A 15,450-nucleotide genomic window follows, 5' to 3' on the forward strand; every position below is an offset into this window, starting at 1 on the left:
CATGCAACCTTTGCTCGACACCATCACCCGCTCACTCAACCTCGAAGGCGCCCGCGTGCACTGGCACGGCATCGGCGCCCTACCCTCGGTCTTCGCCGTCAGCGAACTGGCCGCCGCCAGCGTCGCCGCCAACGGCCTGGCCCTGGCCAGCCTGCTCCAGGGCCAGCTCGGCGACCGCCCGCCGATCCATGTCGACCGGCGCCTGGCGTCACTGTGGTTCGCCGGCAGCTTGCGCCCGCATGGCTGGGAAGTGCCCTCGCCATGGGATGCCATCGCGGGCGACTACCTGGCGCGCGACGGCTGGATCCGCCTGCATACCAATGCCCCTCACCATCGCGCCGCCGCCTTGAAGGTGCTCGGCTGCGCCGCTGAGCGGACCGAGGTTGCCCGGCATATCCGGCACTGCTCGGCCGACGCGCTGGAAAGCGCGGTGGTGCAAGCCGGTGGCTGCGCGGCACGGATGCGTGGCTGGCTGGACTGGTGCGCCCATCCCCAGGGCCAGGCGGTCAACCGCGAGCCATTGGTCCTGCGCGAACACTTCAGCGCAGCGCCTCGGCCCTGGTCCGGCAGCGCGGCCCGGCCACTGGCCGGGATCAAGGTGCTCGACCTGACCCGGATCCTCGCCGGCCCCGTCGCGACTCGCCTGCTCGCCGGCTTCGGTGCCCAGGTGCTGCGTATCGACCCATTGCTCTGGGACGAACCCGCGCTGGTCGCCGAAGTGACCCTGGGCAAGCGCTGCGCGCGCCTGGACCTGCGCTCAGACGAAGGCCGGCGAGTTTTCGAGCATCTGCTGGCCGAGAGCGACGTGCTGGTCCACGGCTACCGCGCCGATGCTCTCGAACGCCTGGGACTGGGCGCCGAACACCGCCGCCGGCTCAACCCCGGACTAGTCGACGTGAGCCTCAACGCCTATGGCTGGAGCGGCTCCTGGCAGGATCGTCGCGGCTTCGACAGCCTGGTGCAGATGAGCTGTGGCATCGCTCGCGAGGGCATGCGCTGGCAACAGGCGCAACGGCCAGTGCCCTTGCCGGTGCAGGCGCTGGACCAGGCCACCGGCCACCTGATGGCTGCCGAGGTGATCCGCGCGCTGGGCGAACGCCTGCGCAGCGGCGAGGGATGCCGCAGCCGGTTCTCGCTGGCGCGCACCGCGAAGCTAATGGTCGAACGAGGAACGGTGGAAGAAGACCTGCCATTGGCGGCGGAGTCGACGCAGGATCTCGAGCCTGCGATTGAACGCACGCCCTGGGGCGAGGCGCAGCGGATCAGGGCACCGTTGAAGGTGGGCAAAGCACTGATGGGCTGGGAGACTGGGGCCTCGGAACTGGGGTCGGCGCCGGCGCGGTGGTGATCCTGACTACGGGCTTGCCCCACGATACGGTGCTGTCGGTGCTCGCAGAGCAAGCCGCAACGGCACTGCCTGATCGCCCACCAGCACCGCGCGAGCGGCCTCGAACCCAGCAGCCCCTACGGACTACAGACTCAGCACCCCGGCATACAGCGCATACGCCGCCAACCCTGCCCCCGCCAGCACCGCTGCGAAGATCAGCTTCTCCCACCCGGTGAACAGTGCCTGCCCCTGCTCATGCTTGGCCCGGGCAAACAGGATCACCCCGGGCGCATACAGCAGTGCCGACAGCAACACGTACTTGAGGCCGCCGGCATACAGCAGCCAGATCGCATAGATCAGCGCGATCACCGCGACCAGCAGGTCCTTGCGCCGCAGTCCCGCCTGCCCCTGGTAGGTTTCGCCACGCAGCGCCAGCAGCACCGCATAGGCTGCCGACCAGAAATAGGGCACCAGGATCATCGACGAAGCCAGGTAGATCAGGCTGGTGTAGGTGCCTGCCGAGAACAGGGTGATCAACAGGAAGCCCTGGATCATCACATTGGTCAGCCACAGGGCGTTGGCCGGTACCTGGTTGGCGTTCTCCCGCGCCAGGAAACGCGGCATGGTCTTGTCCCGGGCCGTGGCAAAGAGAATCTCGGCGCACAACAGCGCCCACGACAGCAAGGCCCCCAGCAACGACACCGCCAGGCCGATGCTGATCAGCAACGCGCCCCAGGGCCCGACGATATGCTCCAGCACCGACGCCAGCGACGGATTCTGCAACCCCGCCAGCTCCGGCTGGGTCATCACCCCCAGCGACAGCACGTTGACCAGCACCAGCAACGCCAGCACGCCGAGAAAGCCCACCACGGTGGCCTTGCCCACATCCGAGCGGTGCAGGGCACGACCGGAGTACACGCTGGCGCCTTCGATACCGATGAACACGAACACCGTCACCAGCATCATGTTGCGCACCTGCTCCAGCACGCTGCCGAACTGCGGGTTGCTCAACCCCCAGATGTCACGGGTGAAGATATCGGCGCGAAAGGCGACGGCGGCGATGACGATGAAGATCAGCAGCGGCACCACCTTGGCCACGGTGGTCACCTGGTTGATGAACGCCGCCTCCTTGATGCCGCGCAACACCAGGAAATGTACCGCCCACAACAACGCCGAGGCGCAACCGATGGCCAGCGGCGTGTTGCCTTCGCCGAACGCGGGGAAATAGAAGCCCAGGGTGCTGAACAGCAGCACGAAGTAGCCGACGTTGCCCAGCCAGGCACTGATCCAGTAGCCCCAGGCCGAGGAAAAGCCCATGTACTCGCCAAAACCCGCCTTGGCGTAGGCATACACGCCCGAGTCCAGCTCCGGCTTGCGGTTGGCCAGGCTCTGGAACACGAAGGCCAGCGCCAGCATGCCCACCGCGGTGATGGCCCAGCCGATCAGCACGGCACCGACATCGGCGCGAGCGGCCATGTTCTGCGGCAACGAGAAGATCCCCCCGCCGATCATCGAACCGACCACCAACGCGATCAGCGCGCCAAGGCGCAGCTTCTGTCCTGGTTCGCTCATGGGGTTCCTCGTGCGCGGACGCGCGTAAACGAATGTACCAACAGAAATGTTACAAGTTTTTTATTAATTAGTGCCATTAAAGCTATAGCACTCATAACTGAGCTGTCTATGGGTAACCCCCGTTAAAAATCACTGTTGCTCGGCACTTCGCGGGATAGCGAGAACCTGTCGCGATTTAGTGTGAAAAATTTGCGAAAAGCCTAAAAGAGTCTAACTTCACAGTTCGCAGGCGAAACAGGGCGTTTGCCCTGTAAAGGCATGGAGGTGCCAGCACACAAGGCCTGCGCAGGAGCTGTCGGCATCCTCCAGGAGGTGCGTGAAGGATTTTTCTGATCTTCATGCAGGCTTGAACTGATCTAAGTCAGCGAATGGTCAAGGCGTCAGATTTATTCTGAGGTCAACTTTCTCCTGGTACGGAGTCGTTAAATGTCTGATTCTCCCGGAAAACTAAAACTGGGTGCGCTTGTTGCACTTGTCGTCGGCTCGATGATCGGTGGCGGGATCTTCTCGTTGCCACAAAACATGGCCGCCAGCGCCGGCGTCGGTGCCGTGCTGATCGGCTGGGCCATCACCGCGGTGGGCATGCTCACCCTCGCCTTCGTATTCCAGACCCTGGCCAACCGCAAGCCTGACCTTGACGGCGGTGTGTACGCCTATGCCAAGGCCGGCTTCGGCGACTACATGGGCTTCTCCTCGGCCTGGGGCTACTGGATCAGTGCCTGGCTGGGCAACGTCGGCTACTTCGTGCTGCTGTTCAGCACCCTGGGCTACTTCTTCCCGGTCTTCGGCGAGGGCAACACCCCCGCGGCGGTGATCGGCGCCTCGGTGCTGCTGTGGGCGGTGCACTTCCTGGTCCTGCGCGGCATCAAGGAGGCGGCCTTCATCAACCTGGTCACCACCGTGGCCAAGGTCGTGCCGCTGGCGCTGTTCGCGCTGATCTGCCTGTTCGCCTTCAAGCTCGACATCTTCACCGCCGACATCTGGGGCGTGGGCACGCCCGAGCTGGGCAGCGTGATGAACCAGGTGCGCAACATGATGCTGGTCACCGTGTGGGTGTTCATCGGCATCGAGGGCGCGAGCATCTTCTCCTCCCGCGCGGAAAAACGCTCCGACGTCGGCAAGGCCACGGTCATCGGCTTCGTCACCGTGCTGCTGTTCCTGGTGCTGGTCAACGTGCTGTCGCTGGGCGTGATGACCCAGCCCGAGCTGGCCAAGCTGCAGAACCCGTCGATGGCCGCGGTGCTCGAGCACGTGGTCGGCCACTGGGGCGCGGTGCTGATCAGCGTGGGCCTGATCATCTCGCTGCTCGGGGCGCTGCTCTCCTGGGTGCTGCTGTGCGCCGAGATCATGTTCGCCGCCGCCAAGGACCACACCATGCCGGAGTTCCTGCGCCGCGAGAACGCCAACCATGTGCCGGCCAACGCCCTGTGGCTGACCAACGCCATGGTGCAGATCTTCCTGGTCATCACCCTGTTCTCCAACAGCACCTACCTGTCACTGATCTACCTCGCCACCTCGATGATCCTGGTGCCTTACCTGTGGTCGGCGGCCTACGCGGTGTTGCTGGCGGTGCGCAGCGAGACCTACGAGCAAGCCCTGGCCGAGCGCAAGAAGGACCTGGTCATCGGCGGCATCGCCCTGTTGTACGCGATCTGGCTGCTGTACGCCGGGGGCGTGAAATACCTGCTGCTGTCGGCCCTGCTCTATGCCCCCGGCGTGATCCTGTTCGCCAAGGCCAAGCGCGAGGTCGGCCAACCGATCTTCACCAGCGTCGAGAAACTGATCTTCGCCGCCGTGGTGGTAGGCGCCCTGGTGGCGGCCTACGGGCTCTACGACGGCTTCCTGACTCTCTGAACCCCACGACTTTGCTTTACAGGAGGATTCACCATGTCCACTGAGAAACAGAAATACGGCGTCCATTCCGAAGCCGGCAAACTGCGCAAAGTGATGGTCTGCAGCCCGGGCCTGGCGCACAAGCGCCTGACCCCGAGCAACTGCGACGAGCTGCTGTTCGACGACGTGATCTGGGTCGACCAGGCCAAGCGCGACCACTTCGACTTCGTCACCAAGATGCGCGAGCGCGGCGTCGATGTGCTGGAAATGCACAACCTGCTGACCGACATCGTCCAGCAGCCCGAAGCGCTGAAGTGGATTCTCGACCGCAAGATCACCTCCGACACCGTCGGCGTCGGCCTCACCAATGAAGTGCGCAGCTGGCTCGAAGGCCTCGACCCGCGCCATCTGGCCGAGTTCCTGATCGGCGGCGTGGCTGGCCAGGACCTGCCGGAAAGCGAAGGCGCCAGCGTGGTCAAGATGTACAACGACTACCTTGGCCACTCCAGCTTCATCCTGCCGCCGCTGCCCAACACCCAGTTCACCCGCGACACCACCTGCTGGATCTACGGCGGCGTGACGCTCAACCCGATGTACTGGCCAGCGCGACGCCAGGAAACCCTGCTGACCACTGCCATCTACAAGTTCCACAAGGAGTTCACCGAAAAAGGCGACTTCCAGGTCTGGTACGGCGATCCGGACAAGGACCACGGCAACGCCACCCTCGAGGGTGGCGACGTGATGCCGATCGGCAAGGGCATCGTGCTCATCGGCATGGGCGAGCGCACCTCGCGCCAGGCCATCGGCCAACTGGCACAGAACCTGTTCGCCAAGGGCGCGGTGGAGAAAGTCATCGTCGCCGGGCTGCCCAAGTCCCGCGCCGCGATGCACCTGGACACCGTGTTCAGCTTCTGCGACCGCGACCTGGTCACGGTCTTCCCGGAAGTGGTCAGGGAAATCGTGCCGTTCATCATCCGCCCGGACGAAAGCAAGCCCTACGGCATGGACGTGCGCCGCGAGAACAAGTCGTTCATCGAGGTGGTCGGCGAGCAGCTGGGGGTCAAGCTGCGGGTCGTCGAGACCGGCGGCAACAGCTTCGCCGCCGAGCGCGAACAGTGGGATGACGGCAACAACGTGGTGGCCATCGAGCCGGGCGTGGTCATCGGCTACGACCGCAACACCTACACCAACACCCTGCTGCGCAAGGCCGGGATCGAGGTCATCACCATCAGCGCCGGCGAACTGGGCCGGGGCCGCGGCGGCGGCCACTGCATGACCTGCCCGATCATCCGCGACCCAATCGACTACTGAGCAACGCCCATTGCCTACCCGGCCGCACCCACCCGGTGCCGGCCGGGACACTCACCGAATCCAAGGAGACATCGTCATGGCGTTCAACATCCACAACCGCAACCTGCTCAGCCTCGAACACCACAGCACCCGCGAGCTGCGCTACCTGCTCGACCTGTCCCGCGACCTCAAGCGCGCCAAGTACACCGGCACCGAGCAGCAGCACCTGAAAGGCAACAACATCGCGCTGATCTTCGAGAAGACCTCGACCCGCACCCGCTGCGCCTTCGAAGTCGCCGCCTATGACCAGGGCGCCAACGTCACCTACATCGACCCCAACTCCTCGCAGATCGGCCACAAGGAGAGCATGAAGGACACCGCCCGCGTGCTCGGACGCATGTACGATGCCATCGAGTACCGTGGTTTCAAGCAGGAGATTGTCGAGGAACTGGCCAAGTTCGCCGGCGTGCCGGTGTTCAACGGTCTGACCGACGAGTACCACCCGACCCAGATGATCGCCGACGTGCTGACCATGCGCGAGCACAGCGACAAGCCGCTGCACGACATCAGCTACGCCTACCTGGGCGATGCCCGCAACAACATGGGCAACTCGCTGCTGCTGATCGGCGCCAAGCTCGGCATGGACGTGCGCATCGCCGCGCCGAAGGACCTTTGGCCCCATGACGACTTGGTCGAGCGCTGCAAGAAGTACGCAGAGGAAAGCGGCGCACGCATCACCCTGACCGAAGATGCCAAGGCCGCGGTCAAGGGCGTCGACTTCATCCACACCGACGTCTGGGTATCGATGGGCGAGCCGATCGAAGCCTGGGGCGAACGCATCAAGCTGCTCAAGCCTTACCAGGTGAACAAGGAGCTGATGAAGGCCAGCGGCAACCCACGGACCAAGTTCATGCACTGCCTGCCGGCCTTCCACAACTCCGAGACCAAGGTCGGCAAGCAGATCGCCGAACAGTATCCGGACCTGGCCAACGGCATCGAAGTGACCGATGACGTGTTCGAGTCGCCAGCGTGCATCGCCTTCGAGCAGGCGGAAAACCGCATGCACACCATCAAGGCGATCCTGGTGTCGACCCTGGCCGACCTGTAAGCCCGCGCTCCCCTGCAGGAGCCAGCCTTGCTGGCGATCCGGTTCACCGATGCCAGTGGCATTCGCCGGCAAAGCCGCCTCCTACAGGGACCGCGTCACCCATCAGAAGGACATTCCCCATGCGTATCGTTGTTGCATTGGGCGGCAACGCCCTGCTGCGCCGCGGCGAACCGATGACTGCCGGCAACCAGCGCGCCAATATCCGCACCGCCACCGAGCAGATCGCCAAGATCCATCCTGGCAACGAACTGGTGATCGCCCACGGCAACGGCCCTCAGGTCGGCCTGCTGTCGCTCCAGGGCCTGGCCTACAAGCCCGACGAAGCCTACCCGCTGGATGTGCTCGGCGCCGAGACCGAAGGCATGATCGGCTACATGATCGAACAGGAGCTGGGCAACCTGCTGGACTTCGAGGTGCCGTTCGCCACCCTGCTCACCCAGGTCGAAGTGGACGCCAACGACCCGGCGTTCAAGGACCCGACCAAGTTCATCGGCCCGGTCTACGCCAAGGAAGAGGCCGAGCGCCTGGCCAAGGAGAAAGGCTGGGTGGTCAAGCCCGACGGCGACAAGTACCGCCGCGTGGTGGCCAGTCCGAAACCCAAGCGTATCTTCGAGATCCGCCCGATCAAGTGGCTGCTGGAAAAGAGCAGCATCGTGATCTGCGCCGGTGGCGGCGGCATCCCCACGATGTACGACGAGAACCGCCAGCTCAAGGGTATCGAGGCAGTGATCGACAAGGACCTGTGCTCTGCCCTGCTGGCCGAGCAACTGGAAGCCGACCTTCTGATCATCGCCACCGACGTCGACGCGGCGTACATTGATTTCGGCAAGCCGACGCAGAAGGCGATCGCCCAGGCCCACCCCGACGAGCTCGAGAAGCTGGGCTTCGCCGCCGGCTCCATGGGGCCGAAGGTCCAGGCCGCCTGCGACTTCGCCCGGCATACCGGCAAGGTCGCGGTGATCAGCTCGCTGGAGAACATCGAGGACATCGTCAAGGGTACCGCCGGTACGCGGGTTTCCACGCAGAAGCCCGGCATCAGCTACCGTTGAATGCAGTTGGCCGGTGCCTGGCGCCGGCCGTTTTCAACCTTCCGGAGGAGCCACCATGGCCCAGTACCAATCCGGTCACGTGCATATCGAGCGCACCGCGCTGAACAGCAACGACCACAGCTACGACCTGAGCATCGACTACGAGGCCGTGTCGGATCCCAACGAAGGCAGAGGTATCCAGTTCCGCATGCACGGCAGCATCGAAGGCAAGAACGTCGACGAAAAGTTCTTCCTGGCCAAGGACCAGGTGCTGCCGAGCTTCCTCATGCAGCTCAGCCGCAAGGCCCAGTCGTACCTGCCAGCCCCGAAGAAGTTCGAGAATCTCGGCTCGCCGCACAAGCTCTACGACTACATGTTCGAAGACATCCGCCAGAAGCTCGATGTGAAATCGGGCGATCCGATCAAGCCTGAACACCTGGGTTGAGCGCAATCGCGGGGCAAGTCCGCGCCCACGCAGTCGACCCAAGGAGCCGCTTCGTGGGCGCGGGCTTGCCCCGCGATTGGGTTTGACCCTGTTCCCAAGGCATACTGGCGCACTCGCTTGGCCACTGCCCCGATCTTCTCATGCGCATCCACGTAAGCTTCATCGACCGCGTCGGCATCACCCAGGAAGTCCTCGCCCTGCTCGGGGCCCGTCACCTCAACCTCGATGCCGTGGAGATGGTCCCGCCGAACGTCTACATCGACGCCCCGACCCTGAGCCCGGCCGTGCTCGAAGAGCTGCACGACGCCCTGTTCGAGGTGCACGGCGTGCAGTCGGTGGAGGTGGTCGACATCCTCCCCGGCCAGCGCCGCCACCTTCAACTCGACGCCCTGCTCGCCGCCATGAGCGACCCGGTGCTGGCGGTGGACAGTGCAGGCCTGGTGCTGCTGGCCAACCCGGCGCTGATCGCCCTGTGCGGCCGCGAATCGGCCGGACGCTCGGTAGGCGAACTGTTCGGCGACCCCGAGCTGCTCCAGGCCCTGCTGGACAACAATTTCCACCTGCCCATGCGCGAGATGCAGCTCAACGGCCAGAGCCTGCTGCTCGATGCCACGCCGATCACCCACGCCGGCGGACTGCTCACCCTGTACCCACCGAACCGCATGGGCGAACGCCTGTCGGCGCTGCACCACGACCACGCCGATGGCTTCGACGCCATGCTCGGCGACTCCCCGGCGATCCGCACCCTCAAGGCCCGAGCCCTGCGCGTGGCTGCCCTCGACGCCCCCTTGCTGGTGCATGGCGAGACCGGTACCGGCAAGGAACTGGTGGCCCGCGCCTGCCATGCCACCAGCAGCCGCCATGCCGCACCGTTCCTCGCCCTCAACTGCGCGGCACTGCCCGAAAGCCTGGCCGAAAGCGAACTGTTCGGCTATGCCCCCGGCGCCTTCACCGGCGCACAACGCGGCGGCAAGCCGGGGCTGATGGAACTGGCCAACCAAGGCACGGTATTCCTCGACGAAATCGGCGAGATGTCGCCGTACCTGCAGGCCAAGCTGCTGCGTTTTCTCAGCGACGGCAGTTTCCGCCGGGTCGGCGGCGACCGTGAGGTGAAGGTGGACGTACGCATCATCAGCGCCACTCACCGTGACCTGGAACGCATGGTCGGCGAAGGCACGTTCCGCGAAGACCTGTTCTACCGCCTCAACGTGCTCAACCTGCAAGTGCCGCCACTGCGCGAGCGCGGCCAGGACATCCTGTCGCTCGCGCACGTCTTCATGCAGCAGGCCTGCACGCAGATCCAGCGCCCGCCCTGCCGCCTGGCCCCGGCCACGCACCCGGCACTGCTGGCCAACCCCTGGCCAGGCAATGTGCGCCAATTGCAGAACGTGATCTTCCGCGCCGCAGCCATCTGTGAAAGCAACCTGGTGGATATCGACGATCTGGATATCGCCGGCACCTCGGTGGCGCGCGGCCAGGATGGCGAGGTGGCCAGCCTGGAACAGGCGGTCGGCGACTTCGAGCGGGAGTTGCTGCAACGCCTGTATGCCAGCTACCCCTCGACCCGACAGTTGGCCGGGCGCTTGCAGACCTCGCATACCGCGATAGCCCAACGCCTGCGCAAGTACGGTATTCCAAACAAGGTCTGATGCAGCTTCGCCGGACAAGCCCACTCCCACGCCCTGCCTGCGAAGTGCCTCCAACCTTTGCTCTGCGTTTCACAACGTGGGAGCAGGCTTGCCCCTGATAGTCCCCCAGAGGCTGGTCGTAATAAAATCATTACGTCGTAACGATTTCGCTACACACTCTTTGGGATGCGTATGCACAAGGGTTTGATCCCTCAGGGCTTTTGAATTGCCCTCGCCCTGTATCGATTTCATTCCAATAAAATGAAAAAACGACCCATAAAACACATTAATTAATTGATTTATAAGGCTTTTATAAGAGTGGCCGCATTATTGCTAAAGGAATCCCAACCTTAAGAGCGCGGAACCTACCGCGCCCAACGCCCCCTGCTTCCCGAGGAATTCCCATGAGCGAGTTGCGTTTCACCGAAGATCACGAATGGCTGCGCGTCGAAGCCGACGGCAGCGTCACCGTGGGCATCACCGCCTACGCCCAGAACGCCCTCGGCGACGTGGTCTACGTGCAACTGCCGGAGCTGCAGCAGTACGACAAGGGTGCCGAAGCCTCCACCGTGGAGTCGGTCAAGGCCGCCAGCGGCGTGTACATGCCACTGGCCGGTGAGGTGGTCGCGGTCAACGAAGACCTCAACGACAGCCCGGAACGGGTCAACGAAGATCCTCTCGGCGAAGGCTGGTTCTTCCGCTTCGTTCCTGCCGACATGAGCGAAGTGGCCGCCCTGCTCGACCAGGACGCCTACGACCGTCTGCTCAAAGCCAACGACGACGCCTGAGGAACCTGACATGACCATCAACCTCGGCACCGCCAACGAATTCATCCCGCGTCATATCGGCCCGCGCGCCGCCGACGAGCAGGCCATGCTCGCCACCCTCGGCTTCGACTCGCTGGACGCCATGAGCGCTGCGGTCATCCCCGACAGCATCAAGGGCACCAGCGTGCTCGGCAACGCCGACGGCCAGAGCGAGGCCGACGCCCTCGCCGCGCTGAAAGCCATCGCCAGCCAGAACCAACTGTGCAAGAACTACATCGGCCAGGGCTACTACAACACCCATACCCCGGCGCCGATCCTGCGCAACCTGCTGGAGAACCCGGCCTGGTATACCGCCTACACCCCGTACCAACCGGAAATCTCCCAGGGCCGCCTGGAAGCGCTGCTGAACTTCCAGACCCTGATCAGCGACCTCACCGGCCTGCCGATCGCCAACGCCTCCCTGCTCGACGAAGCCACCGCTGCCGCCGAGGCCATGACCTTCTGCAAGCGCCTGTCGAGGAACAAGGCCAGCCACGCCTTCTTCGCTTCCAGCCACTGCCACCCGCAAACCCTCGACGTGCTGCGCACCCGTGCCGAGCCGCTGGGCATCGAGGTGATCGTCGGTGACGAACGCGAACTGGACGATGTCGGCGCGTTCTTCGGCGCCCTGCTGCAGTACCCAGCCAGCAATGGCGACGTGTTCGACTACCGCGATCTGGTGCAGCGCTTCCACGCCGCCAACGCCCTGGTGGCCGTGGCCGCCGACCTGCTGGCGCTGACCCTGCTGACCCCGCCAGGCGAATTCGACGCCGACGTGGCCATCGGCAGCGCCCAGCGCTTCGGCGTGCCACTGGGCTTCGGCGGCCCGCACGCGGCCTACTTCGCCACCCGCGACGCGTTCAAGCGCGACATGCCCGGGCGCCTGGTCGGCGTGTCGATCGACCGCTTCGGCAAGAGTGCCCTGCGCCTGGCCATGCAGACCCGCGAGCAGCATATTCGCCGCGAGAAAGCCACCAGCAACATCTGCACCGCCCAGGTACTGCTGGCCAACATCGCCAGCATGTTCGCCGTGTACCACGGCCCGGCCGGGCTCAAGCGCATCGCCGAGCGCACCCACGCGCTGACCGCGATCCTCGCCACCGGCCTGACCAAGCTGGGGGTCAAGGTCGTCACCGGCGATTTCTTCGACACCCTGACCCTGGCCACCGGCGCCGCCACCGCTGGATTGCACGCCAAAGCCCGTTCCCAGGGCATCAACCTGCGCCAGGTCGACGCTACCCAGATCGGCCTGTCGCTGGATGAAACCAGCAACCAGGCCGACGTCGAGGCCCTGTGGCAGTTGTTCGCCGACGGCCAGCCCAGCCCGGACTTCGCCGCCCTGGCTGCGCACGTCGCCCCGCGCCTGCCAGCCAAGCTGCTGCGCCAGTCGGCGATCCTCGAACACCCGGTGTTCAACCGCTACCACAGCGAAACCGAACTGATGCGCTACCTGCGCCGCCTGGCCGACAAGGACCTGGCGCTGGACCGCAGCATGATCCCGCTGGGCTCGTGCACCATGAAGCTCAACGCCGCCAGCGAGATGATCCCGGTGACCTGGGCCGAATTCGGCGGCCTGCACCCGTTCGCGCCCGCCGAACAGAGCCAGGGCTACCTGCAGATGACCCGCGAGCTGGAAGCCATGCTCTGCGCCGCCACCGGCTACGACGCCGTGTCGCTGCAACCCAACGCCGGCTCCCAGGGCGAATACGCAGGCCTCCTGGCGATCCGCGCCTACCACCGCAGCCGCGGCGAAGGCCATCGCGACATCTGCCTGATCCCGTCCTCGGCCCACGGCACCAACCCGGCCACCGCGCACATGGCCGGCATGCGCGTGGTGGTCACCGCCTGCGACGCCCGTGGCAACGTCGATGTCGAGGACCTGCGGGCCAAGGCCATCGAGCACCGCGAGCGCCTGGCCGCGATCATGATCACCTACCCGTCGACCCATGGCGTGTTCGAGGAAGCCATCGGCGAGATCTGCGCGATCATCCATGACAACGGCGGCCAGGTGTACATCGACGGCGCCAACATGAACGCCATGGTCGGCCTGTGCGCCCCAGGCAAGTTCGGCGGCGACGTCTCGCACCTGAACCTGCACAAGACCTTCTGCATCCCCCACGGCGGTGGCGGCCCGGGCGTCGGCCCGATCGGCGTCAAGTCGCACCTGGCGCCATTCCTGCCCGGTCACGCGACGCTGGAAAACACCACCGGCGCGGTGTGCGCCGCACCGTTCGGCAGTGCAAGCATCCTGCCGATCACCTGGATGTACATTCGCATGATGGGTGGCGCCGGCCTCAAGCGCGCCTCGCAGATGGCGATCCTCAACGCCAACTACATCGCCCGTCGCCTGGAAGAGCACTATCCTGTGCTGTACACCGGCGGCAACGGCCTGGTGGCGCATGAGTGCATCCTCGACCTGCGGCCGCTCAAGGACACCAGCGGCATCAGCGTCGACGACGTCGCCAAGCGCCTGATCGACTTCGGTTTCCATGCCCCGACCATGTCCTTCCCGGTGGCCGGCACGCTGATGATCGAACCGACCGAAAGCGAGTCCAAAGAGGAGCTGGACCGCTTCTGCGCGGCCATGATCCAGATCCGCGAGGAGATTCGCGCAGTGGAGAACGGCAGCCTGGACAAGGACGACAACCCGCTGAAGAACGCCCCGCACACCGCGGCGGAACTGGCAGGCGAGTGGAGCCACGGCTACAGCCGCGAGCAAGCGGTGTATCCACTGCCGAGCCTGGTGGAAGGCAAGTACTGGCCACCGGTGGGCCGCGTCGACAACGTGTTCGGCGACCGCAACCTGGTCTGTGCCTGCCCGTCGATCGAGAGCTATCAGGACGTCTGATAGCCCTGTACAAGCAGGCGGGGCCGCTCTGCGGCCCGTCGCAGGCTTCGCCAGCGCCCACAAGATTGTGCATGCCCTTGAGCTCAGCACTATACCTGTGGGAGCTGGCGAAGCCTGCGATGGACCGCGAAGCGGTCCCGATCATGCCAATCGTCAGCCTGATCGAGGAGCACCGACATGTCCCTGAGCGTCTTCGACCTGTTCAAGATCGGCATCGGCCCCTCCAGTTCGCACACGGTCGGCCCGATGCGCGCCGCCGCGCGCTTCGCCGAAGGGCTGCGCCGCGATGGCCTGCTGGCCAGCACGGTCAGCATCAAGGTCGAGCTGTACGGCTCGCTCGGCGCCACCGGCAAGGGCCATGGCAGCGACAAGGCGGTGTTGCTCGGCCTCGAGGGCGAGCACCCCGACACCGTCGACACCGAAGCCATCCCCGCCCGCCTGCAAGCCATTCGTGAAAGCGGCGTGCTCACCTTGCTCGGCGAGCACGCCATCGCCTTCGTCGAAAAGCAGCACCTGGCGATGATCCGCAAGCCCCTGCCCTACCATCCCAATGGCATGATCTTCCGCGCCTTCGATGCCGCCGGGCTGCAGATCCGCAGCCGCGAGTACTACTCGGTGGGCGGCGGTTTCGTGGTCGACGAGGGCGCTGCCGGGCAGGACCGCATCGTCGAGGACAGTACCGTACTGCCCTACCCGTTTCGCACCGGCAAGGAACTGCTCGGCCATTGCGCCATGCAGCAGCTGTCGTTCAGCCAGGTGATGCTGGCCAACGAGGCGGCCTGGCGGTCCGAAGCCGAGACCCGTGCCGGCCTGCTGCGCATCTGGCAGGTGATGCAGGACTGCGTCGAGGCCGGCTGCCGGCACGAGGGCATTCTGCCAGGCGGCCTCAAGGTCAAGCGCCGGGCCCCGGCGCTGTATCGCCAGCTCAGCCGCCATCCTGAGGCCAGCCTGCGCGATGCGCTGTCGGTGCTCGACTGGGTCAACCTCTACGCCCTGGCGGTGAACGAGGAGAACGCCTACGGCGGGCGCGTGGTCACCGCACCGACCAACGGCGCGGCGGGCATTGTCCCCGCCGTGCTGCACTACTACATGCGCTTCGTCCCCGGCGCCAGCGAAGACGGCGTAGTGCGTTTCCTGCTCACCGCGGCGGCGATCGGCATCCTCTACAAGGAGAACGCCTCGATTTCCGGCGCCGAGGTCGGTTGCCAGGGCGAGGTCGGGGTCGCCTGCTCGATGGCCGCCGGCGCCTTGTGCGAAGTGATGGGCGGTACCCCGCAACAAGTGGAGAACGCCGCCGAGATCGGCATGGAGCACAACCTGGGGCTGACCTGCGACCCCATCGGCGGACTGGTCCAGGTGCCCTGCATCGAGCGCAACGCCATGGGCTCGGTGAAGGCGATCAACGCGGTGCGCATGGCCCTGCGTGGCGACGGGCAACATTACGTGTCCCTCGACAAGGTCATCCGCACCATGCGCCAGACCGGCGCCGACATGAAAAGCAAATACAAGGAGACCGCCCGCGGCGGTCTGGCCGTCAACATCATCGAATGTTGACCCGAACAAAA

General features: G+C 65.1%; 11 protein-coding genes. 10 read left to right on the plus strand and 1 reads right to left on the minus strand.

Features of this window, described 5'->3' with window-relative positions:
- Position 1 precedes the first annotated feature (1 nt).
- Complete coding sequence (locus tag F3J43_RS04610; RefSeq protein WP_166883643.1) at positions 2-1,348, plus strand: CoA transferase; 1,347 nt, start codon at positions 2-4, stop codon at positions 1,346-1,348.
- Positions 1,349-1,471: 123 nt separating this feature from the next.
- On the opposite strand, the gene arcD (F3J43_RS04615) is transcribed toward F3J43_RS04610, so the two are convergent.
- Entirely contained in the window at positions 1,472-2,899 is a 1,428-nt protein-coding gene (arcD, locus tag F3J43_RS04615) for an arginine-ornithine antiporter (protein ID WP_166883644.1), read from the minus strand.
- A gap of 426 nt (positions 2,900-3,325) precedes the next feature.
- On the opposite strand from arcD (F3J43_RS04615), the gene arcD (F3J43_RS04620) reads away from it, so the two are divergent.
- The 9 genes from arcD (F3J43_RS04620) to F3J43_RS04660 all read left to right on the plus strand — a co-directional run bounded on the left by arcD (F3J43_RS04620) (position 3,326) and on the right by F3J43_RS04660 (position 15,439).
- On the plus strand, positions 3,326-4,753 hold the full coding sequence (gene arcD, locus F3J43_RS04620) for an arginine-ornithine antiporter (RefSeq protein WP_166883645.1): 1,428 nt from the start codon (positions 3,326-3,328) through the stop codon (positions 4,751-4,753).
- A gap of 33 nt (positions 4,754-4,786) precedes the next feature.
- Positions 4,787-6,043: an arginine deiminase gene (gene arcA, locus F3J43_RS04625; RefSeq protein WP_166883646.1), complete on the plus strand. Its 1,257-nt coding sequence runs from the start codon at positions 4,787-4,789 to the stop codon at positions 6,041-6,043.
- Positions 6,044-6,119: 76 nt separating this feature from the next.
- Positions 6,120-7,130, plus strand: coding sequence for an ornithine carbamoyltransferase (locus F3J43_RS04630; RefSeq protein ID WP_166883647.1), 1,011 nt, complete (start codon positions 6,120-6,122; stop codon positions 7,128-7,130).
- Positions 7,131-7,249: 119 nt separating this feature from the next.
- Positions 7,250-8,179, plus strand: coding sequence for a carbamate kinase (gene arcC, locus F3J43_RS04635; protein WP_166883648.1), 930 nt, complete (start codon positions 7,250-7,252; stop codon positions 8,177-8,179).
- A gap of 55 nt (positions 8,180-8,234) precedes the next feature.
- Positions 8,235-8,603, plus strand: a complete 369-nt coding sequence (locus F3J43_RS04640) for a DUF5064 family protein (RefSeq protein WP_166883649.1) — start codon at positions 8,235-8,237, stop codon at positions 8,601-8,603.
- A gap of 140 nt (positions 8,604-8,743) precedes the next feature.
- Entirely contained in the window at positions 8,744-10,252 is a 1,509-nt protein-coding gene (gcsR, locus tag F3J43_RS04645) for a transcriptional regulator GcsR (protein WP_166883650.1), read from the plus strand.
- Between the two features lie 383 nt (positions 10,253-10,635).
- The gene (gene gcvH, locus F3J43_RS04650; RefSeq protein ID WP_166883651.1) at positions 10,636-11,019 is read left to right on the plus strand and encodes a glycine cleavage system protein GcvH; all 384 of its coding nucleotides are present in this window, start codon (positions 10,636-10,638) and stop codon (positions 11,017-11,019) included.
- Between the two features lie 10 nt (positions 11,020-11,029).
- The gene (gene gcvP / locus F3J43_RS04655; protein ID WP_166883652.1) at positions 11,030-13,885 is read left to right on the plus strand and encodes an aminomethyl-transferring glycine dehydrogenase; all 2,856 of its coding nucleotides are present in this window, start codon (positions 11,030-11,032) and stop codon (positions 13,883-13,885) included.
- A 177-nt stretch (positions 13,886-14,062) separates the two neighbouring features.
- The gene (locus tag F3J43_RS04660) at positions 14,063-15,439 is read left to right on the plus strand and encodes an L-serine ammonia-lyase (RefSeq protein WP_166883653.1); all 1,377 of its coding nucleotides are present in this window, start codon (positions 14,063-14,065) and stop codon (positions 15,437-15,439) included.
- Positions 15,440-15,450: the final 11 nt, after the last annotated feature.

Source organism: Pantoea sp. Cy-639 (genome assembly GCF_011752525.1).
Lineage (GTDB): Bacteria > Pseudomonadota > Gammaproteobacteria > Pseudomonadales > Pseudomonadaceae > Aquipseudomonas.